14 protein-coding genes are annotated in these 15,834 nt (G+C 71.3%); 5 read left to right on the top strand and 9 right to left on the bottom strand.

The window, feature by feature from the left end; translation table 11 throughout:
- Positions 1-134: 134 nt before the first annotated feature.
- Together AMYBE_RS0122435 and argG are read right to left on the bottom strand one after the other, a co-directional pair.
- Positions 135-1,736 carry a DUF885 domain-containing protein gene (locus tag AMYBE_RS0122435; RefSeq protein ID WP_020661636.1) on the bottom strand — a complete coding sequence of 534 codons (1,602 nt, stop codon included), beginning with the start codon at positions 1,734-1,736 and terminating at the stop codon, positions 135-137.
- A gap of 80 nt (positions 1,737-1,816) precedes the next feature.
- Positions 1,817-3,265 carry an argininosuccinate synthase gene (argG, locus tag AMYBE_RS0122430; protein WP_020661635.1) on the bottom strand — a complete coding sequence of 483 codons (1,449 nt, stop codon included), beginning with the start codon at positions 3,263-3,265 and terminating at the stop codon, positions 1,817-1,819.
- A gap of 310 nt (positions 3,266-3,575) precedes the next feature.
- Between argG and AMYBE_RS0122425 the strand changes: the two genes are divergently transcribed.
- The 5 genes from AMYBE_RS0122425 to AMYBE_RS0122405 are packed head-to-tail and all read left to right on the top strand — an operon-like array spanning position 3,576 to position 6,661.
- Positions 3,576-3,863, top strand: a complete 288-nt coding sequence (locus AMYBE_RS0122425; protein ID WP_020661634.1) for a hypothetical protein — start codon at positions 3,576-3,578, stop codon at positions 3,861-3,863.
- Positions 3,860-4,786, top strand: coding sequence for an FAD:protein FMN transferase (locus AMYBE_RS0122420; protein WP_020661633.1), 927 nt, complete (start codon positions 3,860-3,862; stop codon positions 4,784-4,786). The genes AMYBE_RS0122425 and AMYBE_RS0122420 overlap by 4 nt, the downstream gene beginning before the upstream one ends.
- Positions 4,783-5,346: a ferric reductase-like transmembrane domain-containing protein gene (locus AMYBE_RS0122415; RefSeq protein WP_020661632.1), complete on the top strand. Its 564-nt coding sequence runs from the start codon at positions 4,783-4,785 to the stop codon at positions 5,344-5,346. Before AMYBE_RS0122420 ends, AMYBE_RS0122415 begins: the two co-directional genes overlap by 4 nt.
- 5 nt (positions 5,347-5,351) lie before the next feature.
- Complete coding sequence (locus tag AMYBE_RS0122410) at positions 5,352-6,464, top strand: NADH-ubiquinone oxidoreductase-F iron-sulfur binding region domain-containing protein (protein WP_154676277.1); 1,113 nt, start codon at positions 5,352-5,354, stop codon at positions 6,462-6,464.
- Entirely contained in the window at positions 6,461-6,661 is a 201-nt protein-coding gene (locus tag AMYBE_RS0122405; protein ID WP_051124987.1) for a ferredoxin, read from the top strand. Before AMYBE_RS0122410 ends, AMYBE_RS0122405 begins: the two co-directional genes overlap by 4 nt.
- Before the next feature lie 131 nt (positions 6,662-6,792).
- Here AMYBE_RS0122405 and AMYBE_RS0122400 read toward each other — a convergent pair whose 3' ends face one another.
- The 7 genes from AMYBE_RS0122400 to AMYBE_RS0122370 form a co-directional block, all read right to left on the bottom strand.
- Complete coding sequence (locus AMYBE_RS0122400; protein WP_020661629.1) at positions 6,793-7,164, bottom strand: helix-turn-helix domain-containing protein; 372 nt, start codon at positions 7,162-7,164, stop codon at positions 6,793-6,795.
- Between the two features lie 150 nt (positions 7,165-7,314).
- Positions 7,315-7,875: an isochorismatase family protein gene (locus AMYBE_RS0122395; protein ID WP_020661628.1), complete on the bottom strand. Its 561-nt coding sequence runs from the start codon at positions 7,873-7,875 to the stop codon at positions 7,315-7,317.
- 118 nt (positions 7,876-7,993) lie between these two features.
- The gene (locus tag AMYBE_RS0122390; protein ID WP_020661627.1) at positions 7,994-9,259 is read right to left on the bottom strand and encodes a sensor histidine kinase; all 1,266 of its coding nucleotides are present in this window, start codon (positions 9,257-9,259) and stop codon (positions 7,994-7,996) included.
- Positions 9,260-9,398: 139 nt separating this feature from the next.
- A complete protein-coding gene (locus AMYBE_RS0122385; RefSeq protein WP_020661626.1) occupies positions 9,399-10,544 on the bottom strand; it encodes a TFIIB-type zinc ribbon-containing protein in 1,146 nt (381 codons plus the stop codon).
- A 28-nt stretch (positions 10,545-10,572) separates the two neighbouring features.
- Positions 10,573-11,730 carry an SPFH domain-containing protein gene (locus AMYBE_RS0122380; protein ID WP_020661625.1) on the bottom strand — a complete coding sequence of 386 codons (1,158 nt, stop codon included), beginning with the start codon at positions 11,728-11,730 and terminating at the stop codon, positions 10,573-10,575.
- Positions 11,731-12,209: 479 nt separating this feature from the next.
- Positions 12,210-13,820 (bottom strand): ABC-F family ATP-binding cassette domain-containing protein, encoded by a 1,611-nt coding sequence (locus tag AMYBE_RS0122375; protein WP_020661624.1) that lies wholly within the window; start codon positions 13,818-13,820, stop codon positions 12,210-12,212.
- Positions 13,817-15,439 carry an ABC-F family ATP-binding cassette domain-containing protein gene (locus AMYBE_RS0122370; protein ID WP_020661623.1) on the bottom strand — a complete coding sequence of 541 codons (1,623 nt, stop codon included), beginning with the start codon at positions 15,437-15,439 and terminating at the stop codon, positions 13,817-13,819. The genes AMYBE_RS0122375 and AMYBE_RS0122370 overlap by 4 nt, the downstream gene beginning before the upstream one ends.
- Between the last annotated feature and the right edge of the window lie 395 nt (positions 15,440-15,834).

Genomic DNA, 15,834 nt, shown 5'->3' with positions numbered 1-15,834 from the left:
CGCGCGCCGAACGGTTGGCTGGCCTATCGGTGAAGGGCCCGTCGAGGGAATCCAAGTCCCTGAAGGGGCCCTTCGCGGCCAGACCGGCACACTGGCCGCCCAGGCATCACGGGAGCAGCACCTGAGACAAGCTTTTAGCGCAGCGCGTCCCGCAGGGCGGCGAGCCCGACCGGGCCGACCGCCAGCGCGTCGTGGTGCCACTGGCGCAGCGTGAACCCGGGCTTGGCGGCCGCTTCCTCGCGGGCCTGCAGCCAGGCGCGTTCGCCGAGCTTGTACGAGATGGCCTGGGCCGGCCAGCCGAAGTAGCGGACGACCTCGGCGTGCACGCGGTGTTCCGCGGCCAGTCCGCGTTCGTGCAAGAACCGGCAAGCGGTCTCGAAGTCCCAGCGGGAACCGTCCGGCAGCGGCAGGTTCAAGTGCGCGCCGAGGTCGATCACGACCCGGGCGGCGCGCAGCGCGGAACCCGCGAGCATTCCGAGCCGGGTGCCGCGCTCGGAGTACCAGCCCAGTTCGTCGGCGAGGCGTTCGGCGTAGAGCGCCCAGCCCTCCGCGTGCCCGCTGACCGAATGGATCCGGGCGTAGCGGCTCACCGCGTCTCCGGCCAGGCTGGCGACGCCGATTTGCAGATGATGCCCGGGGACGCCCTCGTGGAACACCGTGGTCAGCTCCGACCAGGTGGCGAACCGGTTCCGCCCGCCCAGCGGCCACCAGGTGCGGCCGGGACGGCTGCCGTCCTCGGCCGGGCCGGTGTAGTACGGCGAACCGGCGCCGGAGTCGCGCGCGAGGGTGACGTCCAAGGCGTGCAACGGTTCCGGGATGTCGAAGTGTTCCGCGGCCGCCTCGAGCGCATGGTCGTGCGCGGCGCGTAGCCAGTCCAAATAGGACTCTTCGCCGTCCACCGCGCATTCGTCGTTCAGCAGCGCGAGAACTTCCCTTACGCTCGCGCCCGGCCGGATTTTCGCGGCCTCGGCGGCGATTTCGGACTCGATCCGGGCAAGCTCGGCCCAGCCCCACTCGTACGCTTCGGCCAGATCGATCTCCGCGCCGAGGCACAGCCGGGCGCCGACGGCGTAGCGCTCCGCGCCGACGCCTTCGGTTTCGGTGGCGTGCGGGGCATAGTCCTCGCGCAGGAAGCGGGCGATCGCCGCGTAACCGCGGTGCGCGGCGGCAGCGGCGGCGCGCAGGTCGTCGGCTTGCGGTCCGTCGCCGTACTCCGCTACGAGTCCATTGTGGACCCCGGCATACCGGTCGGCCTGTGCGGCGGTTTCCAGCGCCTGCCGGCGGGCGGCGCGCAGCCCGCGGCCGAGGCCGGTCCGCAGCGTCGTCTGCCAGCCGGCCAGCATCGTTTCGACGCCGGCCATCCGGATCGCCAAGGCGCGCCAGGCGTCCTCGCCGGTGCGCGGCATCAGCCGGACGGAGTCGGCCAGCGAGCTGAGCGTGCCGAAATGCGCTTGGACAGTCCGGTACGGCTCGTCGAGGTCGTACCAGGCCAGCTCGGCTTCGAGGCTGTTCCGCAGGTGCGCGGCGGCGATCCGGTCCGCGCGGGACTCGGGCGCCAGCGTCGCGAGAGTGGCGAGCGTGCGCCGGTTCAGGTCGGCGCGGGCGGCGAAACCGTCCGGGGTCAGGTCGGTGAGCGCGGCCGGGTCGACGGCGATGCCCGCGTAGGTGGCGGAGACCGGGTCGAGTTCGGCTTCGGCCGTCACATGGGTGTCGGACAGCTGGAAGATCGGGGTCACGCCGACACGTTAGCGGGCCACGCTCCGCAGAGGAGAACGCCCGCGCCGGTATGCGGCGCGGGCGTTCTGCGGGAGGTGGATCAGTCGGTGCCGGACTCCATCGCCGCCCGGTCGAGCAGTTCGACGTCGTCCGTCTTGCCGCGCGAGGCGATCGCCTCGGCGCCGCCCTCGGGCATCGCGCCGATCAGACCGGTCGCGGCGGCCTGCGCGGCGCCGATCAGCTTCGGGTGCGAGGTGCCGCCGACCATGCCGAGGCTCGCGTACTGCTCGAGCTTGGCGCGGGAGTCGGCGATGTCGAGGTTCCGCATGGTCAGCTGGCCGATCCGGTCGACCGGGCCGAACGCGGAGTCCGCGGTGCGCTCCATCGACAGCTTGTCCGGGTGGTAGCTGAACGCCGGGCCGGTGGTGTCGAGGATCGAGTAGTCCTCGCCGCGCCGCAGCCGCAGGGTGACCTCGCCGGTCACCGCGGTGCCCACCCAGCGCTGCAGCGACTCGCGCAGCATCATCGCCTGCGGGTCGAGCCAGCGGCCCTCGTACATCAGCCGGCCCAGCCGACGGCCCTCGTTGTGGTAGCTGGCGAGAGTGTCCTCGTTGTGGATCGCGTTGACGAGCCGCTCGTAGGCCGCGTGCAACAGCGCCATGCCGGGAGCCTCGTAGATGCCGCGGCTCTTCGCCTCGATGATCCGGTTCTCGATCTGGTCGGACATGCCGAGCCCGTGCCGCCCGCCGATGGCGTTGGCTTCGAGCACCAGGTCCACCGCGGTGTCGAACTCCTTGCCGTTGATCGTCACCGGGCGGCCCTGCTCGAAGCCGATGGTGACGTCCTCGGCGGGGATCTCGACCGACGGGTCCCAGAACCGCACGCCCATGATCGGCTCGACGATCTCGATGCCGGTGTCGAGGTGCTCCAGCGACTTCGCCTCGTGCGTCGCGCCCCAGATGTTGGCGTCGGTGGAGTACGCCTTCTCGGTGCTGTCGCGGTAGGGCAGCTCGTGAGCCTGCAGCCACTCGGACATTTCCTTGCGGCCGCCGAGTTCGGTGACGAACGCCGCGTCCAGCCACGGCTTGTAGATCCGCAGTCCGGGGTTGGCGAGCAGGCCGTAGCGGTAGAACCGCTCGATGTCGTTGCCCTTGTAGGTGGAGCCGTCGCCCCAGATCTGGACGTCGTCCTCGAGCATCGCGCGCACCAGCAGGGTGCCGGTGACCGCGCGGCCGAGCGGGGTGGTGTTGAAGTAGGCCCGGCCGCCGGTGCGGATGTGGAACGCGCCGCAGGTCAGCGCCGCAAGCCCCTCTTCGACGAGGGCTTCCTTGCAGTCCACCAGCCGGGCGAGCTCCGCCCCGTAGGCGTGCGCGCGGCCCGGGACGGACGCGATGTCGGGTTCGTCGTACTGGCCGATGTCGGCGGTGTAGGTGCACGGGACCGCACCCTTGTCGCGCATCCAGGCCACTGCCACGGACGTGTCGAGGCCGCCGGAGAACGCGATGCCGACCCGCTCGCCGACGGGAAGGGAAGTGAGCACCTTGGACATAGGAATGATTATGCACGACGATGTATGAACGTGCATCCCCGGGTGGTGTGAACTCGCTCTCCCGGACCGCCACCCGAAGCCCGGCTGGAACGCGGCGCGGTGCTTCGCCGGGCAGCGCCTGGACCGGATGAGCCGCCGGATGTCGGTGGCTCGACCGCCGAACCGGGCCATCGGCCGGGTGCCGACCAGCCCGTTCTCCCGTTCATTCCGGACCTGCCGGGGACCGGCAGGAAACTGACAGGTTTCTCCCAGCGGGTTCATAGCTACGCGGCTGAGACTGGGGTTTCCCCGGCAGGAGAGGACACCCGGCATGGACCCGGTGATCAGGAACAGGCAACAGGAACGGGCGCGCGTCCGGCACCGGACCGCGTTCACCACGGCGGTCGCGGCGGTGCTCGGCATCGCGGCGGCGGGCGGGATCGGATACGGGCTGACCGCGGCGCACGCTTCGCCCGCCGGCAGCACCTCGGCAACCGGCGACTCCAGCACCGGCACCGGCAACAACTTGAGCACCTCCGGCCAGGACCAGCTGCAGGCGCCCGCGGCCAATCCCGGGCACGGTTCCGGCCGCGCGCACACCGGGTCGGGTGCGTCGTGACCGGGCCGTACTCGGCGGAGTTCCCGGCACTGGGCACGACCGCCCGGGTGCTCGTCACCGAGGAGGCCGCGCTCGGCCCGGCGACCGCGCTGCTGCGCACCCGGCTCGCCGAACTCGACCAGGCGTGCAGCCGGTTCCGGACGGATTCGGAAATCTCCGCTCTGCACCGCTCGGCCGGTCGCGAGGTGCGGGTGAGCCCTCTGCTGGCGGACGCGTTGTCGGCGGCACTGCGGGCGTCCTGGCTGACCGGCGGCCTGGTGGACCCGACGGTCGGCGGGTCGATGGCGGCGCTCGGCTACGACCGGGACTTCGCGTCGGTCGCCGACGGGCCTGAGCTGTCGCCGGTCCCCGCACCCGGAACGCACCGGGTGCTGTTCGACCCCGCGACCCGGACGGTCGTGCTGCTGCGCGGGGTGTTTCTCGACCTGGGCGCGACCGCGAAAGCTTTCGCCGCGGACCGGACCGCCGTCGAGATCGCCCGCCGCGCGGGATGCGGCGTGCTGGTCAACCTGGGCGGCGACCTCGCGGTCCACGGCCCGGCTCCGGAGGGCGGCTGGCAGGTCGCGATCGGCGACGACCACGCCGACGCGGCTGATCAGTCCGGCCCGACGATCACGCTGACCAGCGGCGGACTGGCCACGTCGGGGGTGGCCAGGAGGACTTGGCGGCGCGGCGACCGGACGGTGCACCACATCGTCGACCCGCGGACTGGCAAGCCGGCCGGCCCGTGCTGGCGGACGGTGTCGGTGGCGGCGAAGTCCTGCCTGGACGCCAACACCGCGAGCACGGCTTCGGTCGTGCTCGGGACGGCGGCACCGGACTGGCTGACGTCGAGGGGCCTGCCGGCCCGGCTGGTGAGTTCGCGGGGTGCGGTGGCCACCACCGCGGGCTGGCCGCAGGACCGCAAGGTGCGTGCGTCGTGAGCTCCGCGCTCTGGTACTTCAGCCGGGCGACCGGGATCGTCGCATTGGTCTTCTTCACCGCGGTCGTCGTGCTCGGGTTCTTGAACACCAGCCGGCTGGCGACGCGCCGGTGGCCCCGGTCCGCGCTGGCCGACCTGCACCGGAACCTCTCGCTGGCCAGCCTCGTGTTCTTGGCCGCACACATTGTGTTCGCGGTAGTGGACGGCTACGTGAATCTCAGCTGGCTGGCGGTGCTGGTTCCGTTCGTCTCGGGCTACCAGCCGTTCTGGGTCGGACTCGGTGCGGCCGCGGTGGACCTGCTGCTCGCCATCGTGGTGACCAGTCTCTTGCGGGCGCGCATCCCGCTGCGGGTGTGGCGCGCGGTGCACTGGCTCGCCTACCTGTGCTGGCCGGTCGCGCTCGTGCACGGCATCGGCCTGGTCGCCTCCGACAGCGCCCGTCCGCTGCTGGTCTCGCTGGACATCGCCTGCGTGATCGCCGTGCTGGCCGCCGCGACGGTGCGGTTCAGCAGTACCCACCCCGACACCGAGGCTCGCCGCCTCTCGTCCCTTCAGAGGTGACTTCCGTGCTTCCCTCGCGCCGGCACAACCTGGCCGCACATCTGACTGTCCACGGTGGACTTCCCGTGCTGAGCCGGGACGCGCTGATCCGCGAGATCGACGCCGCCGGCCTGCGGGGCCGCGGCGGAGGGGGCTTTCCCTCCGCGGTGAAACTGCGCTCGGTCGCACCCGGTCAGGCGATCGTGATCGCCAACGGCTGCGAGAGCGATCCGTTCAGCACGAAGGACCGTGCGCTGCTCGACCTCGCGCCGCACCTCGTGCTGGACGGCATCCAGGTCGCGGCTCGCGCGGTCGGTGCGACGGAGGCATTTCTCTGTCTGCACGAAGGAAACCGCAGCGTGCTGGAGGCGTTGGCGGAACGCCGCGACGCGGTGCCGGTCAAGCTGATCGCTGTGCCGCCGCGGTACGTCGCGAGCGAGGAGACCGCACTCGTGCACTTCCTCGCGTCTGGCGACGCGCGCCCGACCGGCAAGCTTCCGCGCCCGACAGAGCGTGGCTTGTACGGGCGGCCGACTTTGGTGCAGAACGTCGAGACGCTGGCCCGGTTCGCGCTGATCAGCCGCCTCGGCGCGGACCGCTACCAGGCGGGCCGGACCGACTTGGTCACCGTGACCGGCGCGGTTTCGCGGCCGGGCGTGCTGGAATTTCCGGCGGGCACGCCGATCTCCACGGTCCTCGCCCGGGCGGGCGGATCCCTTGCCTCGCGAGCGGTTCTGGTCGGCGGGTTCGGCGGGACGTGGCTGCCGCGGGCGCTCGCGGACCCGGTGCCGCTGGGGAAGGAGCCCGGGTTGTCGTCCTTGCACCTGCTGCCGGACCCGGGCTGCGGACTGGAGGTGACGGCGCGCATCCTGTCCCGGCTGGCGGCGGAGTCGGCCCGGCAATGCGGGCCGTGCATGTTCGGCCTTCCGGCTGTCGCTGGAGATTTCGCCGAACTGCTGGCCGGGCGGGACTCGACAGGGCGGCTGGCACGCCGTCTCCCGGTCCTGACCGGCCGCGGCGCGTGCGCCCACCCGGACGGAGCGGCGCGACTGGCGGCGAGCGCGTTGCGGGTGTTCGCCGCGGACGTCCAGGCACATCTGACAAGCGGCTCGTGCCGGGTGACGGCGGGTGCGGCGTGAACCGGCTGACGGTGGATCCGATTGCCTGCCGGGCACACGGGTTGTGCGCGGAGGTGCTGCCGGAGCTGGTGTCGTTGGACGAGTGGGGCTATCCGGTGATCGCCGGTGCTTCGGTACCGGAGCCGCTGGTGGCCGAGGCCCGGCGCGCGGCGGCGGCTTGCCCGGTGCTGGCGTTGCGGCTGCGGAAGAGTGCTTAAGAGCGCGTCTCAGTTGACTAGGGCGCCGAGATCCCTCACGGACGAGTCCGCCCGCCCTGTCAACCGCACCAAACGAGACACGCTCTTAGCCGCGACTTCGAACCACGGCGGCGGCCCGGAATCCGTTTTCGTTATCCGGCGGGCGAATCGGGGGAGTCCGGCGTGCGCCGTCCGCCGGCGTTCTGTCCGCCGTGCGGACGTATTTTCACGTTCTCTCGCAACAGCAGGCGGCGGATTGTGCCGTAGGAAGCGGAATGCTGTGCGGCCAGGTGCTGCATCGGGGCACCGGCCTCGTATTCCCGGACTATCCGGGCGGTGTCGAGCTTGCGGCGCACCCCTCGGCGGATCTCTGGCAGCACCGCGCCTTCCTGGCGCAGCAGGCGTCCGGTCCAGCTCAGCGACAGGCCGTGTTCCCGGGCGATTTCGGTGATCGACGCGCCGCGCCGCCAGGATTCGAGCATCCGGCGATTGCGGTCGGTGCGTGCGTTCTCCGGCGTGTCCATGCGATCGCCCCCGCGGCTGCCCTCGGCCGTGTCCGGCCTTGCATTGTGGGCCGCGCGGGGGCGGTCTGCTAACCACCGAAAGTGGTGAATCGGCACGCGGGCACGGTGTGCGACTGCAGTTGCCGACGCACTACGAGCGGATTGCCCGGGTCAGGGCAGCAACTCGAGGATTTCGGCGACCGTGCCGGTCTCGCCGAGCCGCGGGAAGATCCGCTGGACGCTGTTCTCGTGGGCTTCCGGCTGCGTATCCGCCATCGCGTCGGTCGCCAGCACCACGTGGTACCCGTGCTCGTGCGCGGCACGGGCGGTCGACTCCACGCCGATGCTCGTCGCCACCCCGGTGAGCACCACCTGGGTCACGCCGCGGCGGCGCAGCTGCAGGTCGAGATCGGTGCCGTAGAAGGCGGACCAGTTGCGTTTGGTCACCACGATGTCCTGGTCGTGCCCGGCCAGCTCCGGGGTGATCTGGTCCCAGCCGTCCGGGCGGGCGAAGCTGGACCGCGGCGCTTCGGTGCGGCCGGGGACCAGGTCGGCGCCGTCGGCGGCGAAGGTGACGCGGACCAGGACGACCGGATGCTCGCGGGCGCGGAAGGCGTCGGCCAGTTCCGCCGTGCGGGCGATGACTTCCGGCACCCCGGGGAGGGCGGCCAGTCCGTTCTGCAGATCGACGACGACCAGCGCGGGTTGGGGATCGAGCGTGCTGACAGGCATGTCTGGGTCCTTCTCTGCGGGCTGGGGAGGACGAAGTCCGGCGCGGGTGATCGCGCGCCTGCCGGCAGCATAGACAGGTTAGACTGGGTAAATCAAACTGAACAGTCTTGGTTGCTAATCAGTGCGGGACCCACAGTGTGACGCGGGTGCCGTGGCCGGGCGTCGATTCGACCTGTCCGGTGCCGCCGACCTCGGCCAAGCGCGCCTCGATGGACTGCTGGATGCCGAAGCCGGGACGCCGCTGGCGCACGTCGAAGCCGCGGCCCTGGTCGCGCGCGACTACCGCGGTGCCGCCGTCGCGCTCCTCGACGCGGAGCACGACCTGGCGGGTTCCGGCGTGTTTCGCGGTGTTGCGCAATGCTTCTCGCACTGCTTCGCACAACGCGGTGCGGCGGTCGGCGGAAAGGCGGTCGTCGTCGGCGAAATCCGCGGCTACGAGTTGGGTGCGCAGGCCCTCGCGGGCCAGTTCGGCGGCGACGTCGGCCAGTTCGACCAGGAAAGTGCGCCGGGAACGCTGGTCGACGGGTTCGGTGATGCTGCGGCGGAGTTCGGCCGCTTCGGCGTGCGCGACGGCGCGGAGCTGGGCGAGCCGTTCCGCGGCGTGATCGTCGTCGCCGGGCGGAGTGATCGCGAACGCTTCCAGGGTCTGCAGGACGCTGTCGTGGAGGAGGCGCCGGGTGCGGCGGCGTTCGGCTTCCTGGCCGCGGCGCAAGCCGATGTCGAGGGCGAACCGGGTGCCGACGCCGAGCAGGACGAGGATGCCGCAGGCGACGATGATCGCCACCGCCAGCGCGATCAGGCAGCCGACCGAGCGGCTGACCGCCAGCGGGTCGGTCAGCGGGAGACCGCCGGCCAGGGTCAGCGCGGCGCGGACCGGGATCGCCGCGGCCAGCAGGCCCAGCGCGGCGGGGAGGCCCCGGGTGCCGGCCCACATGGCGACCGCGCCGATCATCCAGGTCCAGGCCACGTCGACGGCGAAGGGCTGGACCGCCGACGGCGCGGTCGCGGCGACGACCACGTTGAGGAGGAGTCCGACAGTCAGATCGGCGATCAGGACGGGGCGGGTGCGGCGGGCGGGAAGTCCGCGGGACCGGATCAGCCACCAGAGGAATCCCGCGTTCGCGGTCATCCCGAAGGCGGTCGCCGAAAGGACTTGGGGCAGGCCGAGAGCACCGTTGGCCGAGGCGTAGCCGATGAAGACCTTGAGAAAGGCGGCGATGCGGTAGGCGGCCGGGACGACCACCCAGTAGCGGGCGGCCCGGGCCAGGGTGGCGTCGCCGACCGCGGAGAGGTCGCCGGCGGGGTCCGGGGGCTCTGCGGGGCTGCCGCGGAGAATGGTGCGGACCAGATCTTTGCGTGGCACTGCGAAGGCTGGTTTCGGCATGCATCGGCCCCCCGGTTTCCCTAGCGAGGATAGGGGAGGGAAGACCCGGATTGTGCCGATCGTGCCGGTCGGCTTGTCCGTGAAGGCCCCCTTGCCGGAATCAGATTCCGGCAAGGGGCCCTTCACGGCCTCGGAAAGATCAGTGCCGGGTGTGGCTCGTGTGGGTGGACGACGTGTGTGTCGACCCGGAATGCTTGCCGGTGGCCACGAAGTACACGATCACCGCGATCGCGATCAGGGCCAGGATCACCGCGATGGTGATCTTGACCTTGCTCCACGGACGCTCGCCGTGGATCTCGCCGGTGCGGCCGTTGACCAGGATCTGCCAGGTCTTGCCCGCGTACACGTAGCTCGCCACCCACACCGGGAGCAGCAGCAGCTTGAACGTCACGTTGTTGTGCTGGGTGTCGACCGAGTCCAGCCGCTGCTCGTCGCCGCCGATGTCGTGCCTGCAGTCGTCGGCGATGACCGGGGCCATCCGGTTCTTGGCCTCTTCGAAGCCGTTCTCCGGTTCCACGTCGTAGCGCAGCGCGTAGTGCCCGGACAGGAACTGGGGCTGATACGGCGCCGATTCGAGCAGCGGCCACGGCGCGAGCTTGTCCAGTTCCGGCAGCGGCAGCTGCATGCTCGCCGGCACCAGCACGTCGTCGAAGTTCCGGGCGACCCGGCCGCGCGCCGGGTACCAGCGGGTGTGGCGGACCTGGCGGGTCTTGCGCTCGCCGTTCTCGTAATAGGTCTCGGTCACGTAGTAGTACTCGCCGCGCGAGCCGGTGTAGACCGACACCGTCTGCGAGTCGTAGGTCCAGTGCGGGATGTAGGTGCTCTTGGTGGACTCGGCGGTGGTGACCTTCTTCAGCGCGTTCGGCGCGAACCAGCGCGAACCCGTCCACTTCTTCAGGTGCGTGCTCACCGCGCCGCGGTCGAACGCGAACGGCAGCACACCCTCGGGAACCAGCTGCCCGGACGCGTTGCCGTCGATGACCAGCGGCGCGCCGCAGAACTGGCATACGCTCGCGGTCTCGTTCGTCTCCGTTCTCGCCCCGCACCGCTGGCAGACGAACACGTACTTGCCGATGGAACCCACCGGCTTGCGGGCGAGGCTGGCCAGCTGGGCGAACGGGATCTCGTTGATCTGCCGGTCGCCCTGCGCGATCTCCTGCCGGTACCCGCAGTACGGGCACTGCAGGGACGTCGAGCCGGGCGCGAACTCCAGCCGCGCCCCGCAGCCGCCGCACGGATAGGTCGTGTTGGCCACGCCGCTCTGCTGGAAGCCTGGATCGGTCATGGGTCTCCCCCGGAACGGTCGGTTCGGCTCAGGACTGCGGCGGGAGCGGCGGCGGGGCCGCGCCGAACAGCGCGGACACCTCCGGCACCTGCGACGCCGGCGTCCACTGCGCCATGCCGGCCTTCCACACGAGCGTGTCCTGGACGAGCGCGCCGGCGGAGATCTGCTGGCCGAGGCCGTTGCGGTCGAACGGGCCGAGCTGCTGGCCGTTCGCGCCGATGAACCACTGCTCGCCCTGCGGCAGCGGCGGCGGCATCGGAGGCTGCTGCGGCGGGGGCGCCTGCTGGTACTGCTGCGGTTGCTGGTACTGCTGCGGGGCGGCCTGCTGGTACTGCGGCTGCTGCGGGCCGGCCGCGCGCTGGCCGAGAGCCATGCCCAGTCCGATGCCGAGCCCCTCGCCCGCGCCGCCCTGGTTGTTGGCGGCGGCCTCGATCGCGTTCGCGGACTGGAACTTCGTGTACTGGTCGAGGTCGCCGACCACGCCCATCTGGGTCCGCTTGTCCATCGCGGCCTCGACCTCGGGCGGCACCGAGATGTTCTCGATCATGAACTTCGAGATCTCGACGCCGACCTCGCGCAGTTCGAGGTTCAGCGCGTTGGCGATCTTGCCCGCGATCTGGTCCTGCTGGGTGACCAGGTCGAGCATCGGCACCTTGGCCGCCGCGATCGACGGCCCGAGCTTGCTGATGACCATGCTGCGCAGGTACTCCGACACCTCTTCGGTGCGGAACTGCGGGTCGGTGCCGGCCAGCTCCTTCAGCAGCGCGACCGGCTCGACCACCCGGACCGCGTAGCCGCCGAACGCGCGCAGCCGGACCATGCCGAACTCCGGATCGCGCAGGATGATCGGGTTCTGCGTGCCCCACTTGAGGTCGGTGAACTGCCGGGTGTTGACGAAGTACACCTCGGCCTTGAACGGCGAGTTGAAGCCGTACTTCCAGCCCTTGAGGGTGGACATGATCGGCATGTTCTGCGTCTGCAGGGTGTACATGCCGGGCGGGTAGGCGTCGGCGACCTGGCCTTCGTTCACGAACACCGCGGCCTGCGACTCGCGCACGGTCAGCTTGGCGTTCATCTTGATCTCGTTCTCGTAGCGCGGGAAGCGCCACACGAGAGTGTCCCGGCTGTCGTCGGTCCACTCGATGATGTCGATGAATTCGCCGCGGATCTTGTCGAAGATGCCCACGTCAACCCCCCGTCGTCGTCGCCTCGCCTGAGGCACACTGCCGGCCCGGAGTCACAGTACAGGGCACGGTTCGCGCGCGATGACTCTGGCACGGACGTGTCCGGCGCGGAGTGCGGCAGCAGGGACGAAACGGCGGCAGGGCATGGTGATCCGCCTGGTCGCGGGGCATTTCACCGCGCCCCGGCCAGCCGGAAATCCGCCCTCTGCGGGGTGCCTCCGTCCGGTCCGCCGGCAGGCGGCGGGCTGCCGGCGAGCGGGGCGAGTCATTCGTCCGGTTCCGGGCGCCGCCGGACTTCGCGGCCGTCGGTCCGCACCGTGAGCAGTTCCTGGGTCCGAGGCAGCGGGAAGTCCGGCGGCCGGCCGTAGCCGCAGCGGAAGGCGAGAGGCCCCGGACGGTGATCGGCAGGTCCGCGGGGTCGAGGTAGCCGACCGGGCGCGGAGCGGGATCTCGTGAACATCGTCGATCTCTTCCGCGGCGGTCACCTTCCCGGCGTGGCGCGGTGGTCCGGTCCGATCGCCAGGAGATCCCCGGTCCAGTGTTCGCGCAGCCGCCGGTCGTGCGTGGCGGCCACGATCGCGCCGGGATTGGTGCGCAGCGCCTCCTCCAGCTCGTCGCACAGGGTGGGGGAGAGGTGGTTGGTCGGCTCGTCGAGCAGGAGCAGCTGCGGCGGGTCGGCGATGAGCAGCGCCAGCGCGAGCCGGCGCCGCTGACCGGCGGACAGCTCGCCGACCGGGCGGGCGGACTCGGGCTTTCCCAGCAGCCCCAACGACGAAAGCGGTACCTCGGCGGCGCGTTCGGGGCCGAGGACCGCGGCGTAGGTGGCGCGCGCCGTCCGGTTCGGCCGGTCGAATGCGGTGTCCTGGCCGAGGAATCCGATCCGCAGGCCGGGCTGCCGGGTCACGCCGTCGACGGCCGCCCGTCCGGCCAGGACCTGGAGCAGGGTGGACTTTCCCGCGCCGTTCGGGCCGGTGACCAGGAGCCGGGTGTCCGGCCGGATCTCCAGCCCGGCGACGGACAGCCGGTCCGGCAGGTGCACGTTTTCCAGCGTGACCAGCTTTTCGCCGGACAGGCCGGCGGACAGGGCGCGCGGGCGGAACCGGAGCCGCGGCGGCGGGGCGGGCAGCTGAGTGCGTTCCTTCTCTTCGAGCCGTTTCGCGGCGGAGCGGACGCGCCGCGAGATCTGGTTCTGCACCCGGCCGGACGTGTGGCCGAACCCCATTTTCTCGTTGTCCCGCGCGATCCGTCCGGGTGCGATCCGATGCGCGGTGCTGCCGAGCGCGTCGCGCAGCTGCTCCAGCTCTTCCTGTTCTTCGAGGTACTGGCGTTCCCAGCGTTCTCGTTCGGCGCGTTTCCAGCCGAGGTAATCGGTGTAGCCGCCGCCGTGGCGCACCGGGCCTTCCGGCGACGGATCGAGGTCGAGAAGGTCGGTGCAGACGGCGTCGAGGAATGCTCGGTCGTGACTCGCGAACACCACGCTGCCAGGCAGTTCGCGCAGCTGCTGTTCTAGGAACGTGACCGCTTCGGCGTCGAGATGGTTGGTCGGTTCGTCGAGCAGCACCGCAGACGGACGGCGGATCAGCAGCTCGGCCAGCGCGAGGCGGCCGCGCTGGCCGCCGGAGAGCGACCCGAGCGCGCGGTCGCGCGGCACCGCGCCGAGCCCGAGGCCGGTCAGGACGACCTCCGCGCGGCGGTCCGCATCCCACACTTCGTGCCGCTGTGCCTGGTCGAGCAGTCCGGAGTACTCGGCGAGCCGAGCCGGATCGTCGTCGGAGAGCAGTGCGGCTACCCGCTCGAGCTCGGCCAGCACCCGGCGGGCCGCGGCGAGCGCGCGACCGACGACGTCCGCGATGGTCGCGGCCGGGTGGTACGGCATTTCCTGGTGCAGGAAACCGAGATCCGGCGGCCGTTCGACCTCGCCGCGGTCGGGCGCGTCCACCCCCGCGAGCACCCGCAGCAAGGTCGACTTCCCGGCGCCGTTCTCCCCGATCACGCCGATCCGGCGGCCGGGGGGCGCGGTGACCGACAGCCCGTCGAGCACGCGCCGTCCCCCGAGCACCCGCACGATCTCGTGCGCGCGCAGCGCGCTCACGCGTCGATCCCGGCCGTTTCCCGGAGCTGCCCGTTCTCCAGCCGCAGCCAGCGGTCGACGCCGATCTCGGCGAGGAACCGTTCGTCATGGCTGACCACGACGAACGCGCCCTGGTAGGCGTTCAGCGCGCTTTCCAGCTGACCGGCGCTGACCAGGTCGAGGTTGTTCGTCGGCTCGTCGAGCAGCAGCAGCTGCGGAGCGGGCTCGGCGAACAGCACGCACGCGAGCGTCGCGCGCAGCCGTTCCCCACCGGACAGCCCGCCGACCGGCAGATGCGCCCGCGCACCGCGGAACAGGAAGCGCGCCAACAGGTTCATCCGGTCCGCGGGCAGCATTTCCGGTGCCGCGCCGGCGAGGTTTTCCGCCACCGTCCGGTCGAGGTCGAGCAGGTCGAGCCGCTGCGAAAGGTACGCGATCCGGCTGTCCGCCCGGCTGATCTCGCCCGCGTCCGGCGCGAGCGTGCCGTGCACCAGCCGCAGCAATGTCGACTTGCCGACGCCGTTCGGGCCGGTGAGCGCGATCCGTTCCGGACCGCGAATCGACAGGTCCGCGCCTTCGCCCGCGAACAAGTCCCGGACCTTCAGGTGCTTGCCGTCGAACAACGTCCGCCCCTGCGGCACCGCAGTTTTCGGCAGTTCGAGACTGATCTTCTGTTCCTCGCGCAGCGACCGCTCAGCCTGGTCGAGCTTGGCTTTCGCCGCGCTGACCCGGGAGGCGTGCGCTCCGTCCGCCTTCGCCGCGGATTCCTGCGCGTTGCGCTTCATGGTGCCCGCGAAGATCTTCGGCAGTCCGGCACTGGACAGGTTCCGCTGTGCGTTGCTGGCCCGTTTGGCCGCGCGCTCGCGAGCTTGCTGCATCTCGCGCTTCTCGCGCTTGACCTCTTGTTCGGCGTTGCGGATGTTCTTCTCGGCGACCTCGCGCTCCGCCTGCACGGCCTGCTCGTATTCAGTGAAATTGCCGCCGTAGAACCGGATTTCGTCCGGGCCGAGCTCGGCGATCCGGTCCATCCGGTCGAGCAGCGCGCGGTCGTGGCTGACCACGAGCAGGCAGCCGGACCAGTCGTCGAGCACCGCGCGAAGCTGGTGCCGGGCGGTCTGGTCGAGGTTGTTGGTGGGTTCGTCGAGAAGCAGGACGTCCGGGTCGCGCAGCAATTGCGCGGCGAGCCCGAGCGACACGACCTGGCCGCCGCTGAGCGTGCCGAGCAGCCGGTCGAGCGCGACGTCCCCGAGCCCGAGCCGGTCGAGCTGGGCCCGCGTACGGTCCTCGACGTCCCAGTCGGCGCCGATGGTCGTGAAGTGCTCCTCGGCCGCGTCGCCCCCTTCGACCGCCGTGATGGCCTTGAGGATCGCGTCGACGCCGAGCACCTCGGCGACCGTGCGCTCGGCGGTAAGCGGGAGATCCTGCGGCAGGTACCCGAGGACGCCGTCGACCGTGACGCTGCCCGCGGCGGGCTTGAGCTGCCCCGCGATGAGCTTGAGCAGGGTGGACTTGCCTGCCCCGTTGGGCGCGACGAGCCCGGTGCGTCCGGCCGGGAAGGTGGCGGAGAGCTGGTCGAAGACCGGCGTGTCGTCCGGCCAGGAGAAGGAGAGTCCGGAAAGGACGATGCGGAGATCGGACATGGCGGTGCGTGCCTCACGGTGGATCGGCAGGCGGTGGCGCCTGCTGGGATTGGGCGGACGACCTGGCGGGCTTCGGTCGCACCGTTGGCCTTGCCGGTCCCGCGGCGGCGCTGGCGCGCGCGGCGGGAAATGGCGTTCTCTCGACCCTGTGCTGGGCGGCGCACCTGGCGGGCTTGCGGCCGCCGCCGGTGGTGCCGCACCCTGCCGGCGGTGCTGCACCGTTCCAGTGCGCTGCGCCTGGCGGCGGTGCCGCGTCCGGCCGAAGTGCGTCGCACTCGGCTGGGTTGGCCTCATCGCGGTCGCGGTGCCGCATCCGGTGGCGTGAGCCGCATCGCGGGTGCGGCACGCTGCCTCGGTGCGCAGCCGCACCCGAGTAGCGCGCTTCGCCTGCTGGG

The organism is Amycolatopsis benzoatilytica AK 16/65 (assembly GCF_000383915.1).
GTDB classification, from domain to species: Bacteria; Actinomycetota; Actinomycetes; order Mycobacteriales; family Pseudonocardiaceae; genus Amycolatopsis; species Amycolatopsis benzoatilytica.
This window is presented reverse-complemented; position numbering and strand designations above follow the sequence as displayed.